The sequence below is a fragment of the Fusobacterium ulcerans genome (assembly GCF_003019675.1).
In the GTDB taxonomy this organism is placed as follows: domain Bacteria; phylum Fusobacteriota; class Fusobacteriia; order Fusobacteriales; family Fusobacteriaceae; genus Fusobacterium_A; species Fusobacterium_A ulcerans.
Window position 1 is genome coordinate 548,213 of the sequence record NZ_CP028105.1, and the last position, 23,442, is coordinate 571,654.

The window sequence follows — 23,442 nt, forward strand, 5'->3', positions numbered from 1 at the left end:
TTCATAGATTTAAAAGTTCAATGAAAGATTTTTCAAACTCATCTATACTTATATTATTTATTTCCAAATTTGAATATTTTTCATCTTTTACTTCATTTAAATTCTCTTTTTTTCCTTCTAATATTTTAGTAAATTTTTCATTATGAACATATGGAACCTTCTTGCTCCTGAATAGAGCTATTTGTTTTTTTCTTAGTGTATATCTAAAATTATATAAACCAGAATCAAATCCAATAAAAATTTTTGCCTTTGCCACTATTTCCAAAACACTTTGTAAATTAGTTTTATTTACTAAGTTTACTATGTTTTCATTTGAACATAACTCAATTATTTTTTTTGAATATATTTCCTGAGACTTCCCACCACCTACTAAATAAATTTTCTCTTCTGGACAAATACTTACCATCGCCTTTATATATTCACTCATTTTATAGGGATTACAAACTCTATTTTTATCAGTTGCTCCTACCCCAATCACAATACCTTCATTACAAAAAGAAGTGTAAAATTTATCTTTTAAATTTGGAATTAATTCTTCTTTTTCTATTGATTTATCAAATAAAAATATTGCTATCTCCTTTAGAAAATCAATTATATTTTTCTCTTCCTCATTAAAAATTTTTTTTGTTCTTAATTTTAAACTCTTTGTATAACATTTATTATTTTTTTTATCCTCTTCTTCTAAAGCTTCTATTCCTAATTTTTCTTTTGAATAAATATTTCGTATAAGATCATCATTGCTCCATTCAAGATTAATAAATTTTTTTATTCCAATTTTATTAATCTGATACATTTTTTTTATTCTTCTAATTAAATTATATCTTTCTTTTCTTGAAATAGTAATAATCGGAAACTCTAAAGCTTTTCCAAGAAAATTATATTCTTCTCTTACTAAAAAAAATACATTTTCATATCCATATTTTTCAATAATCTTTTCTATTAATTTACTTCTTATTACAATATCTCCCAGTCCATCAGTCATTTTAACTATTATTTTTTGAGGGTTTTTAATTTTTTTTTTGAAAAAGCAAAGAAAAAAATTGGTAAAAAAAACATTTACTTCATCTCTCACATATGATTTTTTAAAAAAAAATTTCTTTTTCATATTTTCCATCCTTTTTTTCTCAACTCTTTTTTCTTTGATTTTATTTTTTCTATAAATTTTAGCTTTTTTATTTTTCTTATAAGTAAAATTACATAGTATGAAAAATCCTTGTTTTTTTTATAATATTTTTCTTCTACTTTATATTCTTTTTCTATTACTAACAAATCATTCTTCATTATAAAAAGATCATTCCATCTCTTAAAATAAAAAAACTTTTCCTTCTTCCCCTGAGTATCTATTATTTTTATTCCATTTAAGCTTTTTATGAAGTTTGAAGTATTTAAATCTCCATGATATATTTTTATTTTATGTAATTTATTAACTATTTCCATTATTTCATCTATATCAGAAATACTCTTTATTGAATTTCCTTCTACACACTCCATTAATATGTAGCTTTCTTTTATGAAAAACTTTTTTTTCACTATAGCTAAAAAGGGAACTGCATATTCTGTAATTCCTTCTGCTATTCTTTCTCTCACATTTATTAAAGTATTTAATGCTTCTCCTTTTTTTATAAATGTTTGTATTTTTCTCTGAGGTATTATTGTTTCCGACTTAGGAGACTTCAATATATACTTCTTTCCTTCTATTTCTATTTTTGCTACATAATTTCTCTCTGTGTTTTTATATACTTCTAACTCTTTATATTCTTTATCAATTATTTTTTTTCCTAATTCCTCATAGAATATTTCTTCTTCTGGATAATATATATTATATTCTTTATACTTTTCATTTTTTATCATTTCAATTATCCTCTACTCTAAATTTCTTCTATTAATTTTTCATATTCTTTTATAACTTTATTTTTATTAAATTCTTCTTTCCTTAAAATTACATTCTTTTCATATAGTTCTCTATTATTTTTATTAGTCAAAAATTCAATTAGATAATCTCCTAATTCCTTTATATTCCCTACTTCAAATAATTTTCCACAGTTTTCATTTTTTAATATCTCTTTAGGTCCTGTTGGACAATTTGAAGATATTATCATTTTATTGCATATCAATGCTTCTATTAAAACAGTTGGCAATCCCTCATATTTTGAGCTATGTACAAATAATTTAGAATTCTTTAGCCATATATATGGATTCTTTGAAAGTCCTATTAATTTAATATTTTCTTCTAAACTTAATTTTTTTATTTCATTAATTATTTCTTCTTTTGAAGGTCCATCTCCTATGATATATAATTTATCTTGTATTCCGCTTTCTTTAATAAACTTATATGCTCTTACAAGCGTTAGAAAATCCTTTTGGACATTATCCAATCTTGCTATTGCAATACAATAATCTTCATTTAGCATTTTTTTTTGTTCTTTTGTTAACTCTCTTTCATCTTCCATTAACTTTTCTATTCTTTCAAAATTAAATGGATTATATATTCTGCTTACTTTCCCTTTCAAATTTGGATATATATTTTCTATCTCTTCTTTCATTTCATCACATATAGCCACTACTCTGTCATATTTTTCTAATCTCTTTCCAAATCTTTTTATCTTACCTTCTTTCTTCTTTAAATTAGGTATAGAGTTATGGATCCATACAATTTTCTTTTTTATATCTAATTTCTCTATATACTTTGAAGCTCCTGCATCAAAGTCTACTATTACATCTATTTTCCCTATATCTTTTAATATTTTCTGCATATTTCTATACATAACTTTATTTTCTTTTTCCATCATTAAGTTATACATCAATTTATATATAATATTTTTCTTTTTTTCTTTATATTTTTCCGTTTCTCTTATCAATTTTTCTGGTTTAAGAAAAAAGTAGGGAATATCTTTAGGTATATCCTTTTCAAATATATTTTCTTTTCCACAATCATCATCTATTACAAGATAAATATCAAATTTTTCTTTATCAATAGTTTGAAGAACTTCTATTAAGACTCTTTCAAGCCCTCCCATCCTTAAACTTCCACTTCTGAATATTACTTTCTTCTTCATCTATACCTTCCATTTTAATTTCTCTATTATTTCTTCTATGTATTTTTTCATCTCTTCTTTATCAAAATCTCTTATCCAATTTCTGTCTTCACACTTTATTACATAACTTAACTCTGATTTTGGTGAAAAATATTCTATACTATTTTCATTATTTGGAAATATTGAAATTACTGGTATATTATACACAGAAGCTATATGTACTACTCCTGTATCTACACTTACCAATATATCTGCATACTTTATCATTGCTGCTGCTTCTAATATATCTTTTGTTTTTTCACAAATTTTTATTCTTTCTTCTTTCAATTCATTTATTTCTTTTTTCAATTCTTCATATTTATCTGGTAATGTCATCACATATACAATTATTCTTTTATCTATTTTTATAAGCTTTTTACAGCTTTCTTTTACTTCTTCTAATGACAAATTTTTCTTTATATTTCCACCTGTATAATTAAATATTATATTTATATTTTCTTTGGAATAATAATCCTTATACTTTTCTTCCATCTCTCCTAAAAATAATTCATATTTTCTATTCTCTACTTTCTTCCCCAATACTTCTATTCCTGCTAAGCTGATATCTCTCATATGATTACTTTTCTTTGTTTCTATATATCTATCAAAAATAGTTAATTCATCTTTTTTTATTCCATGTTTTTCTTCCCTATATACCCCTATACTATATCTTGGTTTCATTATTTTTAAAGCAAATACACTATAGAATCTTAATCCACTAGTAAATTCAAAATATAAATCATATTTCTTTCTTTTCAAAAATGCATCATACCATGAAGATATTATCCTTAATATTTTTACTCTATGTACAAATCTGCTTCCCCTTTTTGTTTCTATAACATTTAAATATGGACAATTTTTAAACAATGGTGTTACTATCTTATCTAAATAAACATCTATCTCTGCTTCTGGAAAAAACTCATGTAATTCTCTGATCAATGGTGTTTCACATACCATATCTCCTATTCTTCCACCTGGAACTAATATTCTTCTTATATTTTCCAACTCTATATTTTTTTCTTTATTTTTCATTCCCACTAGTCTTATGAAAAGGCCTCTAAACTTACTCATTCTTTTCCCCCATAATTCTCAAGATAATTTTTTACACTACTTCATTTATTACTTTTTTTATTCATTACAATAATTTTTTTATTATTTTATACTCTTTTGGTCATCTCATATTTTTTATATGATTTTATTTATCAAATGATGGTATTCTCTTTCAGATTCAGGTGGAATTTTCAAATAATCTCCATATATTTCTTTTAAATAAGTGTCATAATTATTAGGGACAGTATATGTTTCCCCTTCAAATTTTAATGTTTTTAATGGATAAAAATCATCAAATGGCAAAAGTACTAAATTAAAATGTGCCTCTAGACCTCTTCCTATATACAAAGGTTTTTTGTTTGAAATTATAAAATTTAAAAATAATTTTTTTCTAAATATCTTTCTTAAAATTTGTGAACGCCAAAATTTAGAGATATTTCTTAAATTAAATTTCTTTTTTCCTTTTTCATTTCTTTCCTGAGTTAAATTAACAAAGTATTTGTCTATGAACCTCATTAATTTTATATTAGAATAATAATCAAAAGGAAAAATATCTATAGCTATTTTCTTTTTTTCTAATTTATCATTAATAATATAATTTTTTTTACTAAATACATTTAAGTTTCTATTTCTTAAAAATTCTATTGAAATTTCTGGATGATCTTCATAATTTTTATAAATAGAAAGTAGTTTATTATAATTTTTTCTATCCATTCCTATATCAATATCATCATCCCATGGAATAAATCCTTTATGTCTTACTGCACCTAATAAAGTTCCAAAATCTAACCAGTATTCTATGCCATTTTCATTACAAATCTCTACAAATTTATCCAACATATTCTTTTCTATTAATTGTAATTTTCTAAGCTCACTCATTTTTCCTCCAAGAATATTTGCATAACTTTTTTATTTCTTTTTCTATTTCTTTTACATCAAACTTATTTATATCTGCTTCTTCTCCATTTGTAATCTCAAAATCTTTAGAAAATATTTGTACAGATCCTTCATAATTAGGTGCCCATAAATATCTATTTATTTTATTTTCTTCCTTATTATCCAACCTATAAATTGCTATCAATTTTCTTTTAAAGGCTGCTGCTATATGTACTATTGAAGTATCTGGTGTTATTACTAAATCAGCTTTACTTATCAAATATGATGTCTCCATTATATTTTCTAATTCTGGAAAAACTGCTTCTTTTCCTAATTCTTTTATTACATTTTCAAGTTCTTTCTTTCTTCTTTTTTCTCCTATAAAAATCAAAATATTATTTTCATCTTCAAGAACTATTTTTCCTATTTTTAATATGTTTTCTAAATTTAGGTCTCTATGTTTACTTGCTGCAAATGGATTGAATACAACTATTTTTTTATGACTAATCTCCCTTAGTAAATCATCAACTTTATTTTTTTGCTCTTCATCGAAAAACAATTCATAGCCTATTGTGATATCTGTTATTCCTAATTTCTCTAATATTCTTCTATAGATTTCTGTTATATGAATATATCCTTCTGGTTTTGAATATGATATATCAAATAGACTCCACTCTTCTTTATTTAATCCCATATTAAATCTTGCTCTACACAAATTTATTAGCATCATTTGATTTACTCTCAATATTTCTGAAAAATCTATTACTAAATCATATTTTTCTTCTGTTATTTTAGAAGCTAATTTTTTTATACTTTTTCTATCTTTTTGATATTCATATATTTTATCTACATTTGGATTATTTTCTATTATTATTCTTGCTCCACCTTTTGTTACTACTCCTATTTCAATATGTGGATACTTTTTCTTTATTTCTCTAAACATTAAGGTATTTATTACCATATCTCCTATTTTTCCATCATATCTCATAAATAATATTTTTTTTATATTATTATTTTCTATAAAATTTCCTACTTTTATTTCTTCTTTAATCTTTTTTTTATCATATAAATATCTTCCTAACTTTAACCTCTTTTCTCTCATACAATCTTGAAATATTCTGTTTAATTTTCTCAGCATAATTCCCCCACAATTTTATAAAAATTAATCATATATTCATTTTTTTATTTACTTTAAAAGATAATGAAATTGTTTTTTCAAACAAAATTATACATTAAATACATTATTTTTACCACTATTCATTTTTTTAAATTAATTTAGTTTTAGTAAATACAGTTCTTTAATTTTAAAAATAAAATATAAAATTATTATTTTTTTAAAAAATAATTAAATAAAATTTGTTACATTACAATAATAACCTTTAAGATTAATTTTAAACTTTTTTTGCAATATAATTATGTTTAAATTGTGTTTTAAAATAATTCAACATTTGTTGTTAAAAATTAAAATTCCTATTTTTAATTTATTTAGTTTTTTACTTTTAACTACAGCAACATTTTTTCACTACTGTTCGCTTTTATTTAAAAAGGCGTCCTGTTTCATTATTATCTTATATTCTTATTTATATAAAATAAAATTTATATGAAGAAAATTTTTAAAAATTGACAATTTCACATAGAAAGAGTATAATTTATATTAATATAATCTTTATTCCTAGTTTTTAATTTGTATTTTTAAATTTCATTTTTAAAGCAAATCGTTCTATAAATATAAAAGTTCGCCTTTTTAAATAAAAGCGAACTTTTTTATCTTATTTATTTTTCTTCAATACCATTAAAAAAACTCTAAAAACAAAAAAAGACTGGATTTTACTCCAATCTCTTTTTTAATTAAATATTTTATTTTTATTATCTACTTAAAGCTTCCCCTACCCATTTTTGATTTTCCAGGTACCATCTTATTGTTTGTTCTATTCCTTTATCAAATGATGTCTCTGGATACCATCCTAATTCTGTTACTATTTTCTCTGGATCTATTGCATATCTTGCATCATGTCCCAGTCTATCCTGCACATAACTTATCAAAGCATATGATATATTTTCTACATCAGTTTTTAATACTCTTCTATACTCTGGTTCTTCTTTCATTATTTTAGCTATAGTATCTATTGTCAGTTTTACTATATTGATGTTTTTCTCTTCATTGAATCCACCAATATTATATACTTCTCCTAATCTTCCATTATTAATTACCATATCCACTGCTTTATTATGATCTTTTACATACAACCAGTCTCTTACATTACTTCCATCTCCATATACTGGAAGATTCTTTCCTTCTAATATATTTTTTATAATAAGTGGTATCAGCTTTTCTGGAAATTGATATGGTCCATAATTATTAGAGCATCTTGTTATGTTCATTGGAAATTTATATGTCTCTGCATATGCTCTTACTATCATATCACTTGATGTTTTTGAAGCTGAGTATGGTGATCTTGGGTCTAGTGGCGTCTCTTCTGTAAAGAATTTATCTCCATATGTTTTTAAATTCTTTCTTCCTTCTGCTACTTTTTTTACTTTATCATTAAGTACAAGTTCTTTTGCTTCTGTATAGTCTTTTGAAAGCGATCCATACACTTCATCTGTGGATATATGCAGAAATTTCTTTCCTTCTTTATACACTGGATATCCATTTTCATCTTTTCCTATGCTCCAGAATTTTTTAGATACTTCTAACAGGTTTTGTGTTCCTAATATATTTGTCTCTAAAAATATCTGTGGATTTGATATACTTCTATCTACATGAGATTCAGCTGCAAAGTTTACTACATAGTCTATTTCATATCTAGAAAATATATCCTCTACTAATTCTCTGTTACAGATATCTCCTTTTACAAAATCTATCTTTTTAGAGTCTATTTCTTTTTGTATATTTTCAATATTTCCTGCATAAGTTAGTTTGTCTAGAACTACTATTTTTATATATTCTCCATATTTTTCAAGCATATACTTCACAAAATTTGTTCCTATGAATCCTGCTGCTCCTGTTACAAGATATGTTTTCATCTATATCTCTCCCTTTTCTTTCATCTCTTCTAAAAATCTATCTATTCCTGTTTTCCAGTGTGGTATTTTTCTATCAATTATTTTCTCTATTTTACTGCTGTCTAGTTTAGAATATTGAGCTCTTTTAGCTGACAATGGAAACTCTTCTGTTTTTCCTCTTTCAAGTACTCCAGTCCATCCTATTTTTTTTAATATATATTGCGCTTGTTCAAATTTAGAAGCTTCTCCATCATTTGACAGATGATACAATCCATATTTACCTGTCTGAATAAGTTCCCATGAGTATTCTGCTAAATCTTTTGAATATGTTGGAGATGATATCTGATCATCTACTATCCTTAATTTATCTTTTCCTTTGCTCCAATTTATTACCTGCTTGCAGAAGTTATTATTCCCCATTCCAAATACCCATGATGTTCTTATTACAAAACTTTTGTCATAACCAAGAGAATATTTTTCTCCTTCTAGCTTTGCTTTTGAATATATTGATAATGGATTTGTAATATCTTCTTCTGTATATGGTATTTCTTTTTCTCCGTCAAATACAAAATCTGTTGAATATGTTACAAATGCTATATTTTTTTCTTTACATATCTCTACCAGATACTTAGGAACATGTGAATTTAGAGCATAGCATTTCTCCAGTTCTTCTTCTGCCTTATCTACATTATTGTATGCAGCACAGTTTATTATCATTGTAAAATCATGGTTATCTACAAATTCTTTTACTTTTTCTTTATCAGTTACATCTAATTCTCTATAGTCTGTAGCTGTATATTTTATACTTAATTTATCAAAAAGTTTTTGAAAGTCCTGACCTAGCTGTCCATCTGCTCCTGTAAGCAATACATTTTCTCCACTATATTTTTCTGTGTATTCCTTAAAAGATTGATGCTTTTTATCTTTTTCAGATAAAATTATATTCTCTTCTTTTAATCCATTTTTTTCAAAATTCCAGTCAATAGCTATATCTTTATCATTCCACATTATTCCAGAATCATAATGTGGTGCATAATATTCATCACACTTATACTCTATTTCAGTATCATCTTCCAGCGCTAAAAATCCATGTGCAAAGCCTTTTGCTATATACAGCATCTTCCTATTTTCTGCACTTAACTCAGTTCCACACCATTTTCCATATGTGCTGCTGCCTTTTCTTATATCAACTACAATATCCAATATTTTTCCTTTTATTACTCTTATAAGTTTCGCTTGAGAATGCTTAATTTGAAAATGAAGTCCTCTAAGTGTACCTTTTTTAGACTTAGAATGATTATCCTGTATAAAATTTGTTGTTATTCCTATTTTTTCGAATTCAGCTTTATTATATGACTCAAGAAAAAAACCTCTACTATCTTCAAATACTAAAGGCTCAATTATGTATATTCCCTGTAAGTTTATTTCTAGTTTTTTTAATTTATTCATAATCTCTCCAAATAATTAAAGTTCTATTTGATATTATATCACATTATTACAATAAGCTGAATAAAGCTATTAAAATCTTAAAATTTAAAATCATAAAACTAAATAAAATACTAAAAAAATTCATAACCTTTTATAAATAAGTATAATTTATTTATCAATAAAAAAACTTGACTTATAGAATATATTGTAGTCAAATATCAATTAAAAATAATTACAGTTTTCTATGATAAATTTAAAATTCACAGAAAACTATTCAAATCACTCTTTATTTAATTTACAAAATTTTTTCTCCACACTTTTTATACAATTAATTTTTTATGAAATCCTTCTTCCATATTATATCCTTTCTTACTATCTTATTATTTCCTACAACAATGGAATTTTTATTTAATATATTTTTTGTTATTATAGAATTTAGACCGATTACATTACCACTTTCAATAGTTACTCCTTTTAAGATTTTAGCTCCTTGACCAATCCATACCTTATCCTTTATCACAACATCTTTACTTTGATTAATTCTTTTTCCTGTTTTTAGTTCATAAATTGGGTGAGAATCCGTATTTCTAATTTCAATATTATAAGATAATAGGCAACTATTTCCTATTGAAATTATTCCATCGTTTTCAAATTGCCATACTCGTATTCCATAGATACTGTTTTCATATCCAAAATTTGTAATATTATTATTCCCTTCTACAGTAATAGTACTATTTTGGATAAAGGAATTTCTTTCTATTTGTAGTATATTATTGTTTCCTGAAAGTTGGATATTTAAATTTTTTAGTTTTACATTATTTTTAATTATAATTTTATTATTTATTCCATTTATTTTTAGATCAAGATTTTTTATATCTTCACTCTCTATATTTAAAGAATTATTAGTATTAAAAATTCTAATTTTATTATTATAAAAAGAATTTTTTATTGTTTTAAATATTCCAAAGATTTTAAAATTATTTATCAAAAATTTTATTTTCATTTTAATCTCCATTTCTTAAATTTCAATATCATTTATTATTTCATAGGGTCAGAAAACTTCACATTCTTTATATATAATATATAATTTTTTATAATAAAAGATTTAAATTATTATTTAATAGAAATATATAATTAAATATCATTTAACTTTTTCTGCATTTGGTTATATGACATTTTAATATAAACTTAATTTAATTTTTTTATTAAAAGAAACTCTATTATACACAACTAAAAAATATACAAATTCTTAGATTATATTTTTTATTTAATTTTAAATCCAACTTATAAATTATTTTTCTTCTAATAATTTTTTGTATTCTATTAATATATTTTTCATAGAAAATTTCTTTATCATTTTTTTTGCTTTTAGAATATATTTTTGTCTTCTATCATTATCAAATAATAACTTCTCTATTTTTTGTGCTAATTCTTCAAAATTTCCTACTTCAAATAATTCACCATATTCTCCATTTAATAAAATTTCTTTTGCCCCACATTTAAAATCAGATGATATTATTGGAACTCCACAATACATTGCTTCAACTAATACAAGTCCAAACCCTTCCAATTTAGAACTGTGAATAAACATATCTGCATTTTTCATCCAAATATATGGATTATTCTTTTGCCCCAACAAAAAAATTTGATTTTCTAATCTATTTACTTTTATCATCTTTTCTAAATTCTCTCTATTATTCCCATCACCTATTATATATAGTTTTTCATTTATACCTTTTTCATTTAAAATTTTAAATGCATTTATTATTGTTTCATAATCTTTAACAGTTGCTAATCTTCCTACAGAAATACAGTAGTTTTCTTTTAGCATTTTTTCCTCTTGTATATTTAAGTTAAATTTACTCAATTTTTCTTCTATCTTTTCAAAATTTATAAAATTATATATTTTTATAATTTTTTCTTCTAAAATTGGAAAAAGTTTTCTAACTTCTTCTTCCATTTCATCACAAATAGTAACAATTCTATCAAAATTTTGAAATCTTTTTTCTAATTTTTTTCTTTTATTTTCTTTTATTCCTAAAAAGCTTAAATGAATCCACATAACTTTTTTTATATTTTTTATTTTATGAATATATTTTCCTGCTTCTCCGTTATAATCTATAAAAATTTCTGCTTCTTTATTGTTCTCTATATAATTGTTTATACTTTTTGATAATATTATTTTTTCACAACTCATTAAAATATTATATAACAATTTATAAAAAATATTTTTCTTTCTTGATTTTATTTTAACAAGAAATGGATTGAACCAATCCGGTTTTAAATATACCTTTTCTACATTCTTATCCAATTGATCTTCTAAAAAATTTTCCTCTTTATTTTCAATCAATAAAACAATTTTTTTATCTTCTAGCTTTAGATTATTTAAAATATCTATTGCTAACCTTTCTATTCCACCTATTCCAAGCCCTTTTACTTTAAATAAAATTTTTTTCATCTTTCCTCTCAAAATTCCTCTTTTTTTAATTCACTTGCTACTATCATCATACTTAATAAAATTTGAAAAAAGTTTTGGACAACTCCATAATATCCCCATACACTCCATGTTATTCCATAAAGTAAAAAACAAACTCCACCAAAAAAACATCCTGATAAAATTTCATTCCTTTGAGATTTTAAAAATCTTTTAGGAATTAAATAAAATAATAAATATAAATAACCTATAATTAATAATCCAGTTTGAGATAAAAAATTAAAATATATACTGTGAGCCTCACCAAAAGCTTTTCTTCTTATAAAAGCATCATTTAAATTCTTGCTTCTATTCATTTTTTCTGCTGCTTTTATCACAAATGGCTGAGTATCACTTACCGCACTTCCTACTCCTATTATAGGTGAAGAATAAAAAGCATCTAAACTTCCTTGCCACATTATTAATCTCGCCTCATTTGAAAAATTATTTTTAGTTTGAAATGAAGTCTTTATCTCACTTTTAAATTGAGGAGGTGCTACAACATAGAAAAGAGATAAAATTATACATCCAGCCAAAAATATTCCTACAATTTTTTTAAAATCAAATTTCAATTTCCATATTATATATAACAAATATATTCCAACAGTTCCTATTATAACTAAAAAGCCCATTCTAGAATCTGAATACCCAACACCTTTTAATAAATATAAGTTTATAAAAAAACAGATAATTATTTCTCCCCATTTTTTTTTATCCTTATAATTTTTTAATATTTCCAACCAATAAGAAATTGTAAATCCTGTTGCTACTGTTAATATTCCTCTTTTTCTTATGAAATCTAATTTTACATATTTTGAATTATTTATAATATCAAAACTTAACAATAAACTTCCTACTATGATTATATAGAGAAGATTTTTTAATTTTTTCCAATTATCTATGAATAATATAAGCATTATTCCATTAAAAAATTTCAAATTACGATCCATAAATTTATTTACTCCATCACCATTAGTTGAAATAAAATTAAATATAATTCCTATTATCAAAATAATTATAAATGTTAAGTAAATTTCTTTCCCCTTTAATTTTATATTTTTATAATCTAAACCTATTTTTATTAAACTTAATCCCTGCAAAACATATCCAATTTTCATAGTTAATTTACTGTCTATAAACATAGAGAATGCAAATAAATAAATTATTATTTCTCCTGCAATATTTACTTTTTTCAAAATATTTCCTTTTGATACTTCCATTTTATTCTCCTATTATTTTATAATTTTAATTTTACATTCATCTTTATCCTTTGAATTATCATATCCATATTCACATCTATAATCTTTTTTTCTAAAAATTTCATCCTTTCTTTTATAGTAATACTTTTCATTTAAACTAATTTTTTTAGTTATATCTTCTCCATGATACATATGAACTAAAATATTCTTATAGTTTAATGGAATTACTTTTAATCCATAACAATAAATTCTATTACATAAATCATCATCCTCATATCCCCACCCTATATAATTCTCATCAAATCCATTGAGTTCAATAAGATTTTTTTTAAATATACCTATTCCTAACCCTATTATTTTAGCTCCCCTTTTAGCAAGATTTAAATTATATAATAAATTTTTAATTATATCCTTTTTATATTTTTTCTCTATTATTTTTTTTTCATCTTTAGTTATATATTTTTCTATTATTTTATAATCAAATTTTTTTTGCCTACCTAGCTCTGTTTTTATTTTTTCTGTTTCTTTTTCATTTAAAGAAATAGCATCCATTTTTATTACTATTCCTTCTTTAATAACTTCTTTTATATTTTTTATAAAAAAATTATCAAATAATATATCCTGATCTAAAAATAATAAAAATTCTCCCTCTGAAAACTTAATTGCATTATTTCTTGATCTAGATAATCTAAAACCAATATCTTGCTGATAAACATGTTTCAATCTATATGAAATTTGAGGAATAATTTTTTCAATAACCTTTTCTAAATTTTCAGAAGATCCATCATCTGCAATTATCACTTCAAAGGGTTTTTCAATTTGAGATTCCAAAGCTAATAAAATATTTTTCAAATATTCTAATCTATTGTAAACTGCTACTATGACAGATATTTTCATTCTTGTCCTTGTATGATAAAAGCGTAGTAAATTATTTATCATACATCCTCCTTCTTTAATTCATTTTGGTATATAATTAATTATTGAAACTGTGGACTTTTTACTTTTGCCTAAAGATTCTTTTGAATACTTTTACTAGGAGATTATTGCCACTGTTTTTTCTCAAACACTTATAGTTGGTTAAAATTCTTTTGATTTTTTATGTTTGCAAGGATGTGTTGATTAAAACTTTGTGGATGCGCAGTTTCTTATCTCTTTTAAAGGATGTGATGTTTATGTTATTGTTAGGTATTGATATCGCTAAATTAAATCATGTGGCTTCTCTTGTTGATTCTGATTCTGGGGAACTTATTTTTTCTAATTTTAAATTCCAGAATAATATGCCTGGATTCCTCTCCCTTTATGAAAAAATTGTAGATTTTCCAATTAAAGACATTATTATTGGTTTAGAATCAACTGCCCATTATGGAGAAAATTTTATTAATTTTTTCTTTCAAAAAGGATTTAAAATTGCTGTAATCAACCCTTTACAAACTTCACATTTACGTAAAGCTAATATTAGAGATACTAAAAATGATCATTTAGACTCTATTACTGTTGCTAAAGCTTTACTTTTTGATAATTTCAAATTTGTTTCTCAAAACAATGTTTCTAATTTTGCGCTAAAAAAACTTACTCGTTTTAGAAAAAGTCTAGTTAAACAAAGATCTAGAAGTAAAATTCAGCTTGTTTCTTTACTAGATATTATTTTTCCTGAACTACAATATGTTTTTAAAGCTGGTATCCATACTAAGGCTCTTTATGCCCTTCTTAAGAAATATCCTTCTACAGAAAAAATAGCTGCTTTAAGAGAAAAATCATTATTTTCTATTTTAAGCAAAGCTTCTAAAGGCCATTATGACATGGCAAATGCTTTACTTTTAAAAAGTCATGCTAAATCTTCTGTAGGTGTCAAGGATACATCTATATCTATACATATCCCTCAATTAATTGAATTAATTGAGCTGTTAGATAAGCAAATTAAATCAATAGAAGAAGAAATTGAAGCTTCTCTTGATAATGGATCACCAATTCTTTCTATTCCAGGAATTAGTAATGTTGCAGCTGCCAGCATAATTGGAGAAATTAATGATATTTCTAATTTTGATTCCCCATCTAAATTACTTGCATATGCAGGACTTGATCCTAAGATAAGGCAGTCAGGAAATTTCAATGCTTCTTCATGTAGGATGTCTAAAAAAGGGTCTCCATATTTGCGCTATGCTTTAATTTACACTGCTTGGAATTTAGTAAGAAACAGCAAAATATTTAAAGACTATTATTTAATTAAAAGAGCACAGGGAAAATCTCATTACAATGCTTTAGGGCATGTTGCGCACAAATTGGTGAGAGTGATTTATGCTTTATTTAAGAAAAATTTAATCTATCAAGAATTTCAACTCTAACATTCTTAGATTAAAAATATTTTAAAGAGTTTTCAAACTCTAATTTTGTAATGCAGAAATATTAAGATGAAATTTATTTATTTTTATCTTGACTTTTCATAGTTGGTCTCCTACAATTTCTTTAGTTTTTTTACAGCTAAAGCAATATAATAATATATATTTTTTGAATATGGATATTTCATATTAGAATATGAGTCTAATTGCATCGTAAGCATATCATAATGAGCCCTATAATTTCCTAATATCATCTTTTTCATTTTACTGTCTATTATTTTTACTTCTTTATTTTTTTTCTCTTCAATAAAATTATATGGATTACAATCTCCATGATATCTCTTAATAAAGTGTAATTTTTTTACTACTTCTATAGCCTTATCTTTAAGAAAATCCTCTTCGCATACTCTTCCTTCTACTTTTTCCATAATTACAAAGGATTTTTTTAAAACTCTAAATTTTCTTTTTTCAATAATACCAATTATTTTGGCAAAATTATTAAATCCTTCTTCCCTTACCTTTATACTATTCTTTAAAATTTGGACTCCATCGCTATTTAAAAATATTTTTTTAATAATATAAAAAAATTTTTTATATTCATTTTTATTATCTTTTAATATATAGTTTTGATTGTCAACAACTATATCTGCAACATAATTTCTTTCACTATTTTTAAATTCTTTTTTTATTTTAAATTCCTCTTTAGAAATTTTTTCTAATATTTTTAATTTTTTTTCATCTATATAGTAAAAGTCAAAATCATTATTTTTTACTTTAAATATTTTTTTCATTTTTTCCTTTCTAAATTTCTTCAAAATAATATCCATCTAAATCTTTTCTATTTTCTATTCCATAAGTACATTTATAATTTCCTTTTATAATTTTTTCTTTTTTTTCACTGTATATTTTCTTATTCTGATTTCCTGTCTTAGTGGGATCTAATGGATGGCACATATGAATTGATGGTATTTTTGTAGAAAATGTTACTGATTTTAACCCTAAAGCATAAAGTCTCAAACCTAAATCAGCATCTTCTCCTCCCCATCCTTTATAGTCTTCATCATATCCATTTATTTCTATATAGTCTTTTTTAAACAGAGCAAATCCAATTCCCATAAGACCTGTGCCTCTATCTCTTAATCCTATTTTATATCTAAAGTTATTATATTTATCTCTCCAAAGATATTTTTTCAATACTTTAAAATGACTGAATGAAACTTTTGATATTACTTCCTCATATCTCCATTTGTTCTTCACTAATGTTTTCTGAATATCTATTCTTTCATCATTTTCAGACCATATTACTCTAAGAATAGAAAATTTATTTTCTTTTTTATTTTGTATAAAAGTTTCAATTAGATTATTAGGAAAAATAGCATCTTGATCTAGAAAAATTAAATAATCTCCTTTGCTTTCTATAACTGCGTTATTACAAGCTTTTGATTTCCGAAACCCTAAATCTTCTTGATAAATATATTTTATCTTAAACTCACATTTATCTTTGTATTTTTTCAATATTTCTTTCAAGTCCTCTTTTGACCCATCATCTGTAAAAATCACTTCATAAGGTTGAACACTCTGTTTTATCAAACACTTCAGTATATTTTCTACATATTCAAATCTGTTATATACAGTTATTATCAATGATATTTTCATTTTTTCACCTTTCTTTTTTGTTTTCATCATAATTATATCACATAACAATCACTTTATAATAAGTTTTTATCTAAAAATCGGAAAAAATTTTCTATTTTTCTATATAATTCATTTCAAACATAAAAAAATAACTATCCCTCAATTTTGAAGTATAGTTATTTCTGTAGTTCTTATTTATTTTCAATTTTTATTATATCTTTAATATGTTTATGATGTAAAGGTTTTTGATTTTCAGGTGGAGTCATATAGTCTCCATATAATAATGTAAGAAAACTATCATAATCTTTTGGTGCTTTATATTTTCTGTCTTCAAATTCAATTTCTGTTAAAGGAAAGAATTTTTCTACAAGATTCAATTTAATTTTAAATCCAGTTTCCACACCTCTTCCTATGTATGGTCCTTTAGTTTTTGAAATAAATTTCTTCTTGAAAAAACTGTTTGATAATATTTTTAAATGTATCTCTCTTTTAAAATGAGTTTTCCATTTTCTCCATAGAGAACTCCTATCCTTACTTAATTCTAAATATCCATTCAGAAAATTTACTTTTTCTACATCATCATAGTAATCTAAAGGAAAAATATCAATATCAATTTCTGATTTACTTCCATCTTCATTTAATATATAGTGATTATTATCTTTCAATTTATAGAAAGCTCCTCTTTTATACGTCTCTAAAGAAAATCTTCCATTATTTGTATACTTATCAAATATCTTTAAAAATTTTTCATAATCTTCTCTAGGCATTCCCAGATCAACATCATCATCCCATGGGATGAAGCCTTTATGTCTTGCTGCACCTAATAAAGTTCCAAAGTCTAATATATATTCAAGATTATTTTCTTCACATATTTTCACAAAAAAATCTAAACAGTCTTTTTCTACTAACTGTAATTTTCTTAATTTATCCATAATTTCCTCCAAGTTTATTATAAATATTAAGGAAATTATATCATATTTAAAATATTTTTACTTACTTATTTTCTAATTCTTTTTCTATTTGCTCATATATTTTTTCACCATTAAGACAATCATTAATCTTATTAAGAAGCTTTTCCATATATATTAATTTTTCTCTTAATCTTTTCATCATTTTATTTTTTCTAAAAATAAAAAAAATATCTTTTCTATAATCTTCAAGATCAATTACAAACAATTCTCCATTATTCACAATAAAATTATAATAATTAAAATCTCCATAATAAATTCCTAATTTTATGATTTTCGCTACTATTTCTACATATTTATTTATGAGAATTTTTACTTTTTCTTTTTCTTTTGTTTCTAATATTTCTACCAATAAAGAATTCCCTTGAATCTCTTTTGTTACCACTTCATAAAAGGTTTAGCTGGATTTCCACCAGCTATAGCTAATGATGGAATATCAAAAATAACCACTGATCCTGCTTGAATAATTGCTCCTTCACCAATTGTAACTCCACCTAAAATAGTCACATTTTGACCTATCCAAACATTATCTTCTATTATAACATCTTTATATATATCATTGTCACTGTATGGAAGTCCAGTTTTATAGTCATGATTTCCTGTTAAAATTAAACAACCTTTTGCAAAAGAAATATTGTTTCCTATAGTTACATTTCCATTTTCTCTTATTATTACTCCATTAAGTAGAACATTACTTCCAATAATTGTATTTTTATTGATCTTTACTCTATCATTTATAACTATATTTTTTCCTAATTTTTTAGCCTTGGCAATAATTTTCTTTTTTGAAGTATATATATCTATCATTCTTTGAATTCTTCTTAACATTTCTCCCCCAAGATAATAATTAAATATTCATTTTTTAAACAACATACTTGAATTCTATAATTTTCTTAAAACCAAATATATTCAAAGTAATTTTACATTTTAAATTTGAAAAAGTCAATTATATTTTAATAAAAAAATAACTATCCTCAAATCTTGAAGTATAGTTATTTCAATATATTATATTTATTTTTCTAATTCTTTTTCTATTTGCTGATATATTTTTTCACCATTAAAATATTCATGCATTTTTATTAAAACTTCTTCTTTTTCTAAAAGTTGTCTTTTTAGTCTCTTCATTGTAGATTTTTTTCTAAACTTAGTAAGAAAGTCTTTTCGATAGTCTTCTAAATCTATTGCATACACTTCACCATTAGAAACTATGAAATTATTAAAATTAAAATCCCCATAATACACATTTAAATTTATAATTTTAGTAACTATACTTACAAATTTATCTATCAATATTTGAGCTTCTTCTTTACTTTTAGTTTCCAGTATTTCATCCATTAAACTTCTGCCTTCTATTTCACTTGTTACAACTGAATGTTTCGAATATTCCAGTACATTAAAAGTTTTAATTCCATTTTTTTGAAATATTTCAGCAATATATTTAATATTTTCTCCTGGATATTTCCTTAAACCTAAAATACATTTTATTTTCTTTTTCCATTTTAATTTTATTGTCTTAGTATATGTTTTTGCTTCGGTATCATATACAACCTTTCGTAAAACTCCATCAATTATAATTTTCTGCATCTTTCCCCCATGTATTTTTTATTAAATTTTTATATTTTCAAACTTTTGTAGCTAGAATTTTTCTGCCATATCTGTTAAACTAAAATTATATAATAAACATTAAAAGTTAAAAAAGGAGTTCTACTATGAAAAAAGTTAAATTTATTTATAACCCCTTTTCAGGTGAAAATGAAATTCTGAAACATCTTGATACTATTATTCACCTTTATCAACAACAATCTATGGAAATAGTCCCCTTTAGAATAAGTATGGAAACTCCATTGGAAAATGCCTTTACAACCTTAGATGAAAGTTATGATCATATTTTAGCTGCTGGTGGTGATGGTACTATCAATCAAGTTGTAAATATTATAAAGAACAAAAATATTGATCTGCCGCTTGCTATTCTTCCTGTTGGAACAGCAAATGATTTTGCTAAACATATTGGAATGTCTTCTAATATTGAAGATTCATGTAAAAAAATACTAAAAGGAACTCCAAAAGATGTCGATTTAGGATTTGCCAATGGTAAATATTTTATTAATGTATTTAGTTATGGGCTTTTTACTGATATTTCTCAAAAAACTCCTACTCATTTAAAAAATACTATTGGAAAATTAGCATATTATTTTAATGGTATTATGGAACTTCCTACATTTAAAAAAATGAATATTTCTGTAGAATCATCTGAATTCAACTATGATGGAAGTGCCCTTATATTTTTTGCTTTTAATGGAAGAACCGCAGGAAATATCAATATTGCTTACAAAAGTGAAATAGATGATGGACTTTTAGATATAATAATTGTAAAAGGAGATACTCTTACAAAAACTCTTACTTCCCTATTTCAATTTTTTAAGAGTGAACATCTTGAGATCCCTGGAAGTTTTATTCACTTTAGAACATCTGATCTCAAAGTATCTTGTGAAGATAAGTCTATTGTTACAGATATAGATGGTGAACCTGGACCAAGTTTTCCATTAAATATTTCTTGTATAAAAAGTGGTATAAAAATAATTTATTAGATTTGAAATTGATTCAAATTTCTAAAATTTTTCAAACATTTTTTCAACACATTTTAATCACTTTAAAAGTTTTCTTTTTTATATGAATACCAAAATTTAAATTATATATTTAAACTTTGTTTTTATACACCTTAAAGCAAACAAATTTTATTGTATATTTAATTTAAAAAAATGTCAATTCCATTTTTTATTTGTAATATTTTCATAAAAAATATTTTTAGCCCATTTTAAAGGAAGAATGTATTATATATTGGACAAAAGTATTCAATATTTTAGAAAAACAGAAAATTTTGAAAAAAAATTTCTGTTTTTTTAATTTATGTTTTTTTTTATTTTTTCTGAATATAAATTATATATTTTATAAATTATTATTATTATTTTCATTCTCTTTTCTAATAAAATCATTTCTATTTTAGTATGTGTGTTTTGTTTTTTATATTAATCGTTCTTTTTTAGAAAACTATATATTTAAAAAAAACTATATTTTTTATTTTTTACCTATTAAAAAAAATATAATCAATTCTATTCTATTCTTTTTATATATTTTAAACATTACTGGAGTATATTATATGAACTATTGACTATTTGAAAATATAAGGTACTATTAATAATATAGGGTATCATGACAAAAATATTTTTAGGAGGTTCAAAAATGTTTGAGTACAAATTTAACATGGCTGAAACGCTGGCCATAGCTGCAGTCTTACTTTTCTTGGGAAGATGGATAAAGAATAAAAGTGAATTTTTACAAAAATTCTTTATACCTGCACCAGTTGTTAGTGGATTGATTTTTTCTATTTTCGTTTTTATAGGACGTCAAACTAATGCTTTTCAATTTGATTTTGATTTAACACTTCAAAATTTCTTGATGATTGCATTCTTTACTACTGTTGGGTTCATGGCAAGTTTCAAGCTGTTGGCTCAAGGGGGAGTTGGAGTTGCTATATTCTTAGTTGTTGCTACAGGATTGGTAATCTGCCAAGATGCAATTGGAGTTACATTATCTAAAGTTTTAGGAATGAATCCATTATTTGGTCTTATAGTAGGATCTGTACCTCTTACAGGAGGACATGGTACTGCGGGAGCTTTTGGAGCTACAATAGAAGAATTAGGAGTAGTTGGAGCTAGAACAGCAGGATTTGCTGCTGCTACATATGGACTTGTTATGGGATGTTTAATTGGTGGTCCAGTTGCTAGAAGACTTATGATTAAACATAACTTAAAAGGTGAAGATAATAAAGCTCAAGATCCTGATTTAAAAGCTGAAAAAGTTGAAGTAACAGAAGAAAAAATATTAAATGCTGTTATTATTATAGCTGTTGCAATGGGAATAGGGGCATCTATACCTCCATTTGTTAAAGCACATACTGGTTGGTTAATCAAAGGTGGACTAGCTCTTCCTGCGTATATCGGACCAATGCTTGTTGCTGCGGTATTAAGAAATATTGCTGACTCAATTAAAAAACCTCTTCCTATGAAAGAGATTGATATTGTTGGAAGCATATCTCTATCTGTATTTTTATCAATGGCATTAATGACAATGAAACTATGGGAACTAGTAGAACTAGCTGTTCCTATGATCATTATCTTAGCTGTACAAACAATCTTTGTTATACTATATACTTATTTTGTAACTTACAATGTTATGAGACTTCCATTTATAGCAACTAAATATGACGCTGCTGTAATGGTTACAGGACACTGTGGTTTTGGTATGGGAGCTACTCCAACAGCTATTGCTAACATGGAATCTTTTACTTCTGTAAATGGTTTCTCTACAAAGGCTTTCTTCATCGTACCTCTTGTAGGAGCACTATTTATTGACTTTACAAATGCTGCTGTAATAACTTTCTTTATAAACATGTTTCAATAAATATTAATGTAAATTTTTATTTCAGGGGGGCTTGAATCATGAAAAAAAACTATAACATCGGAGTTTTTGACTCTGGAGTTGGAGGAACAACAGTATTAAAAAGAATTATTGAATTATTACCTAATGAAAATATTATATATTATGGTGATAATGGTAACGCACCTTATGGTGAAAAGACAATCAAAGAGATTCAAGGATTTTGTCTAGATATTATGGATTTTTTCATGATGAACAACTGCAAAGCTGTTGTTATTGCTTGTAATACTGCAACTGCTGCTTCATTAGAATTAATAAAGGAAAAATATACAGTTCCTGTTATTGGAGTTATCTCACCTGGGGCTAAGTCAGCTGTTGAAGCAAGTACAAATAAATGTATTGGTGTTTTATCTACTCCATTTACAGCTGCATCAAATGCTTATGCTGATGAAATAGCTAAGTATTCAAAAACTGCTAAAGTATATCAAGAAGGATGTCCAGAATTATGTCCTATGATAGAAGCAGGTTGGGAAACTTTTGAAGACAGAGAAACTATTATTAAAAATCATATTTCTAAATTTCCTAGAAATGTAGATACAGTTGTTTTAGGATGTACACATTATCCTATAGCAAGAGAAGATATTGCAAGAAACTTCTGTGGAAACATTGTTGATCCAGCAAGAGAAACTTCAGTTGCTTTATACAACACACTAAAAAATTCTAACCTTTTATCTGATTCTGATACTAAAGGAAAAATTGATTTCTTTGTTAGTGGAGATAAAGATAAGTTTAGAAAAGTAGCAGAACAGTTTTTAGGCTTTGAAATAAAAACTCTTTATAGAATTGAAAAATAAAAATTGAATAGAAATTACTAAGCTAGAGTGGTCTTAGACCACTCTTTTTTATTTGGATATAACACATAAAAGGATTTTTCAATATTTTTCTAATATTAATATTGAG

General features: G+C 24.5%; 22 protein-coding genes. 4 read left to right on the top strand and 18 right to left on the bottom strand.

Annotated features, from left to right (window positions below; translation table 11 throughout):
• Position 1 precedes the first annotated feature (1 nt).
• The 12 genes from C4N20_RS02540 to C4N20_RS02595 all read right to left on the bottom strand — a co-directional run bounded on the left by C4N20_RS02540 (position 2) and on the right by C4N20_RS02595 (position 14,045).
• Positions 2-1,105: a glycosyltransferase family 9 protein gene (locus tag C4N20_RS02540; RefSeq protein ID WP_106878546.1), complete on the bottom strand. Its 1,104-nt coding sequence runs from the start codon at positions 1,103-1,105 to the stop codon at positions 2-4.
• A complete protein-coding gene (locus tag C4N20_RS02545) occupies positions 1,102-1,851 on the bottom strand; it encodes a lipopolysaccharide core heptose(II) kinase RfaY (protein ID WP_005981194.1) in 750 nt (249 codons plus the stop codon). Before C4N20_RS02545 ends, C4N20_RS02540 begins: the two co-directional genes overlap by 4 nt.
• A 17-nt stretch (positions 1,852-1,868) precedes the next feature.
• Entirely contained in the window at positions 1,869-3,056 is a 1,188-nt protein-coding gene (locus C4N20_RS02550; RefSeq protein ID WP_005981192.1) for a glycosyltransferase, read from the bottom strand.
• On the bottom strand, positions 3,057-4,145 hold the full coding sequence (locus C4N20_RS02555; RefSeq protein ID WP_005981190.1) for a glycosyltransferase family 9 protein: 1,089 nt from the start codon (positions 4,143-4,145) through the stop codon (positions 3,057-3,059).
• 114 nt (positions 4,146-4,259) lie between these two features.
• Positions 4,260-5,003 carry a LicD family protein gene (locus C4N20_RS02560; protein ID WP_005981188.1) on the bottom strand — a complete coding sequence of 248 codons (744 nt, stop codon included), beginning with the start codon at positions 5,001-5,003 and terminating at the stop codon, positions 4,260-4,262.
• Positions 4,996-6,138, bottom strand: coding sequence for a glycosyltransferase family 9 protein (locus C4N20_RS02565; protein WP_005981186.1), 1,143 nt, complete (start codon positions 6,136-6,138; stop codon positions 4,996-4,998). The genes C4N20_RS02560 and C4N20_RS02565 overlap by 8 nt, the downstream gene beginning before the upstream one ends.
• 728 nt (positions 6,139-6,866) lie before the next feature.
• The gene (locus C4N20_RS02570; RefSeq protein WP_005981184.1) at positions 6,867-8,027 is read right to left on the bottom strand and encodes a dTDP-glucose 4,6-dehydratase; all 1,161 of its coding nucleotides are present in this window, start codon (positions 8,025-8,027) and stop codon (positions 6,867-6,869) included.
• Positions 8,028-9,455 (bottom strand): dTDP-4-dehydrorhamnose reductase, encoded by a 1,428-nt coding sequence (gene rfbD / locus C4N20_RS02575; protein WP_005981182.1) that lies wholly within the window; start codon positions 9,453-9,455, stop codon positions 8,028-8,030.
• Between the two features lie 307 nt (positions 9,456-9,762).
• A complete protein-coding gene (locus C4N20_RS02580; protein ID WP_005981181.1) occupies positions 9,763-10,437 on the bottom strand; it encodes an acyltransferase in 675 nt (224 codons plus the stop codon).
• A 288-nt stretch (positions 10,438-10,725) separates the two neighbouring features.
• A complete protein-coding gene (locus C4N20_RS02585) occupies positions 10,726-11,892 on the bottom strand; it encodes a glycosyltransferase (protein WP_005981178.1) in 1,167 nt (388 codons plus the stop codon).
• 8 nt (positions 11,893-11,900) lie between these two features.
• Positions 11,901-13,127, bottom strand: a complete 1,227-nt coding sequence (locus C4N20_RS02590) for an O-antigen ligase family protein (protein ID WP_005981176.1) — start codon at positions 13,125-13,127, stop codon at positions 11,901-11,903.
• Between the two features lie 12 nt (positions 13,128-13,139).
• Positions 13,140-14,045, bottom strand: a complete 906-nt coding sequence (locus tag C4N20_RS02595) for a glycosyltransferase (protein ID WP_005981174.1) — start codon at positions 14,043-14,045, stop codon at positions 13,140-13,142.
• Between the two features lie 233 nt (positions 14,046-14,278).
• Here C4N20_RS02595 and C4N20_RS02600 point away from each other — a divergent pair, with 233 nt between their 5' ends.
• Positions 14,279-15,448, top strand: coding sequence for an IS110 family RNA-guided transposase (locus C4N20_RS02600; RefSeq protein ID WP_005976615.1), 1,170 nt, complete (start codon positions 14,279-14,281; stop codon positions 15,446-15,448).
• 110 nt (positions 15,449-15,558) lie between these two features.
• On the opposite strand, the gene C4N20_RS02605 is transcribed toward C4N20_RS02600, so the two are convergent.
• The 6 genes from C4N20_RS02605 to C4N20_RS02630 all read right to left on the bottom strand — a co-directional run bounded on the left by C4N20_RS02605 (position 15,559) and on the right by C4N20_RS02630 (position 19,629).
• Positions 15,559-16,233: a lipopolysaccharide core heptose(II) kinase RfaY gene (locus C4N20_RS02605; protein ID WP_005981171.1), complete on the bottom strand. Its 675-nt coding sequence runs from the start codon at positions 16,231-16,233 to the stop codon at positions 15,559-15,561.
• A 10-nt stretch (positions 16,234-16,243) separates the two neighbouring features.
• Positions 16,244-17,098, bottom strand: a complete 855-nt coding sequence (locus tag C4N20_RS02610) for a glycosyltransferase (protein WP_005981169.1) — start codon at positions 17,096-17,098, stop codon at positions 16,244-16,246.
• Between the two features lie 170 nt (positions 17,099-17,268).
• Complete coding sequence (locus tag C4N20_RS02615; RefSeq protein ID WP_005981167.1) at positions 17,269-18,009, bottom strand: LicD family protein; 741 nt, start codon at positions 18,007-18,009, stop codon at positions 17,269-17,271.
• Between the two features lie 61 nt (positions 18,010-18,070).
• Positions 18,071-18,397 carry a BUD32 family EKC/KEOPS complex subunit gene (locus C4N20_RS02620; RefSeq protein ID WP_005981165.1) on the bottom strand — a complete coding sequence of 109 codons (327 nt, stop codon included), beginning with the start codon at positions 18,395-18,397 and terminating at the stop codon, positions 18,071-18,073.
• A 26-nt stretch (positions 18,398-18,423) separates the two neighbouring features.
• The gene (locus C4N20_RS02625) at positions 18,424-18,873 is read right to left on the bottom strand and encodes an acyltransferase (RefSeq protein ID WP_005981163.1); all 450 of its coding nucleotides are present in this window, start codon (positions 18,871-18,873) and stop codon (positions 18,424-18,426) included.
• Positions 18,874-19,056: 183 nt separating this feature from the next.
• Positions 19,057-19,629, bottom strand: coding sequence for a BUD32 family EKC/KEOPS complex subunit (locus C4N20_RS02630; RefSeq protein WP_005981161.1), 573 nt, complete (start codon positions 19,627-19,629; stop codon positions 19,057-19,059).
• 125 nt (positions 19,630-19,754) lie between these two features.
• Here C4N20_RS02630 and C4N20_RS02635 point away from each other — a divergent pair, with 125 nt between their 5' ends.
• From C4N20_RS02635 to murI, 3 genes are all read left to right on the top strand, one after another.
• The gene (locus C4N20_RS02635) at positions 19,755-20,633 is read left to right on the top strand and encodes a YegS/Rv2252/BmrU family lipid kinase (RefSeq protein WP_005981160.1); all 879 of its coding nucleotides are present in this window, start codon (positions 19,755-19,757) and stop codon (positions 20,631-20,633) included.
• 652 nt (positions 20,634-21,285) lie between these two features.
• A complete protein-coding gene (gene gltS, locus C4N20_RS02640) occupies positions 21,286-22,506 on the top strand; it encodes a sodium/glutamate symporter (RefSeq protein ID WP_005981158.1) in 1,221 nt (406 codons plus the stop codon).
• A gap of 38 nt (positions 22,507-22,544) precedes the next feature.
• Entirely contained in the window at positions 22,545-23,336 is a 792-nt protein-coding gene (gene murI, locus C4N20_RS02645; RefSeq protein WP_005981156.1) for a glutamate racemase, read from the top strand.
• Positions 23,337-23,442: the final 106 nt, after the last annotated feature.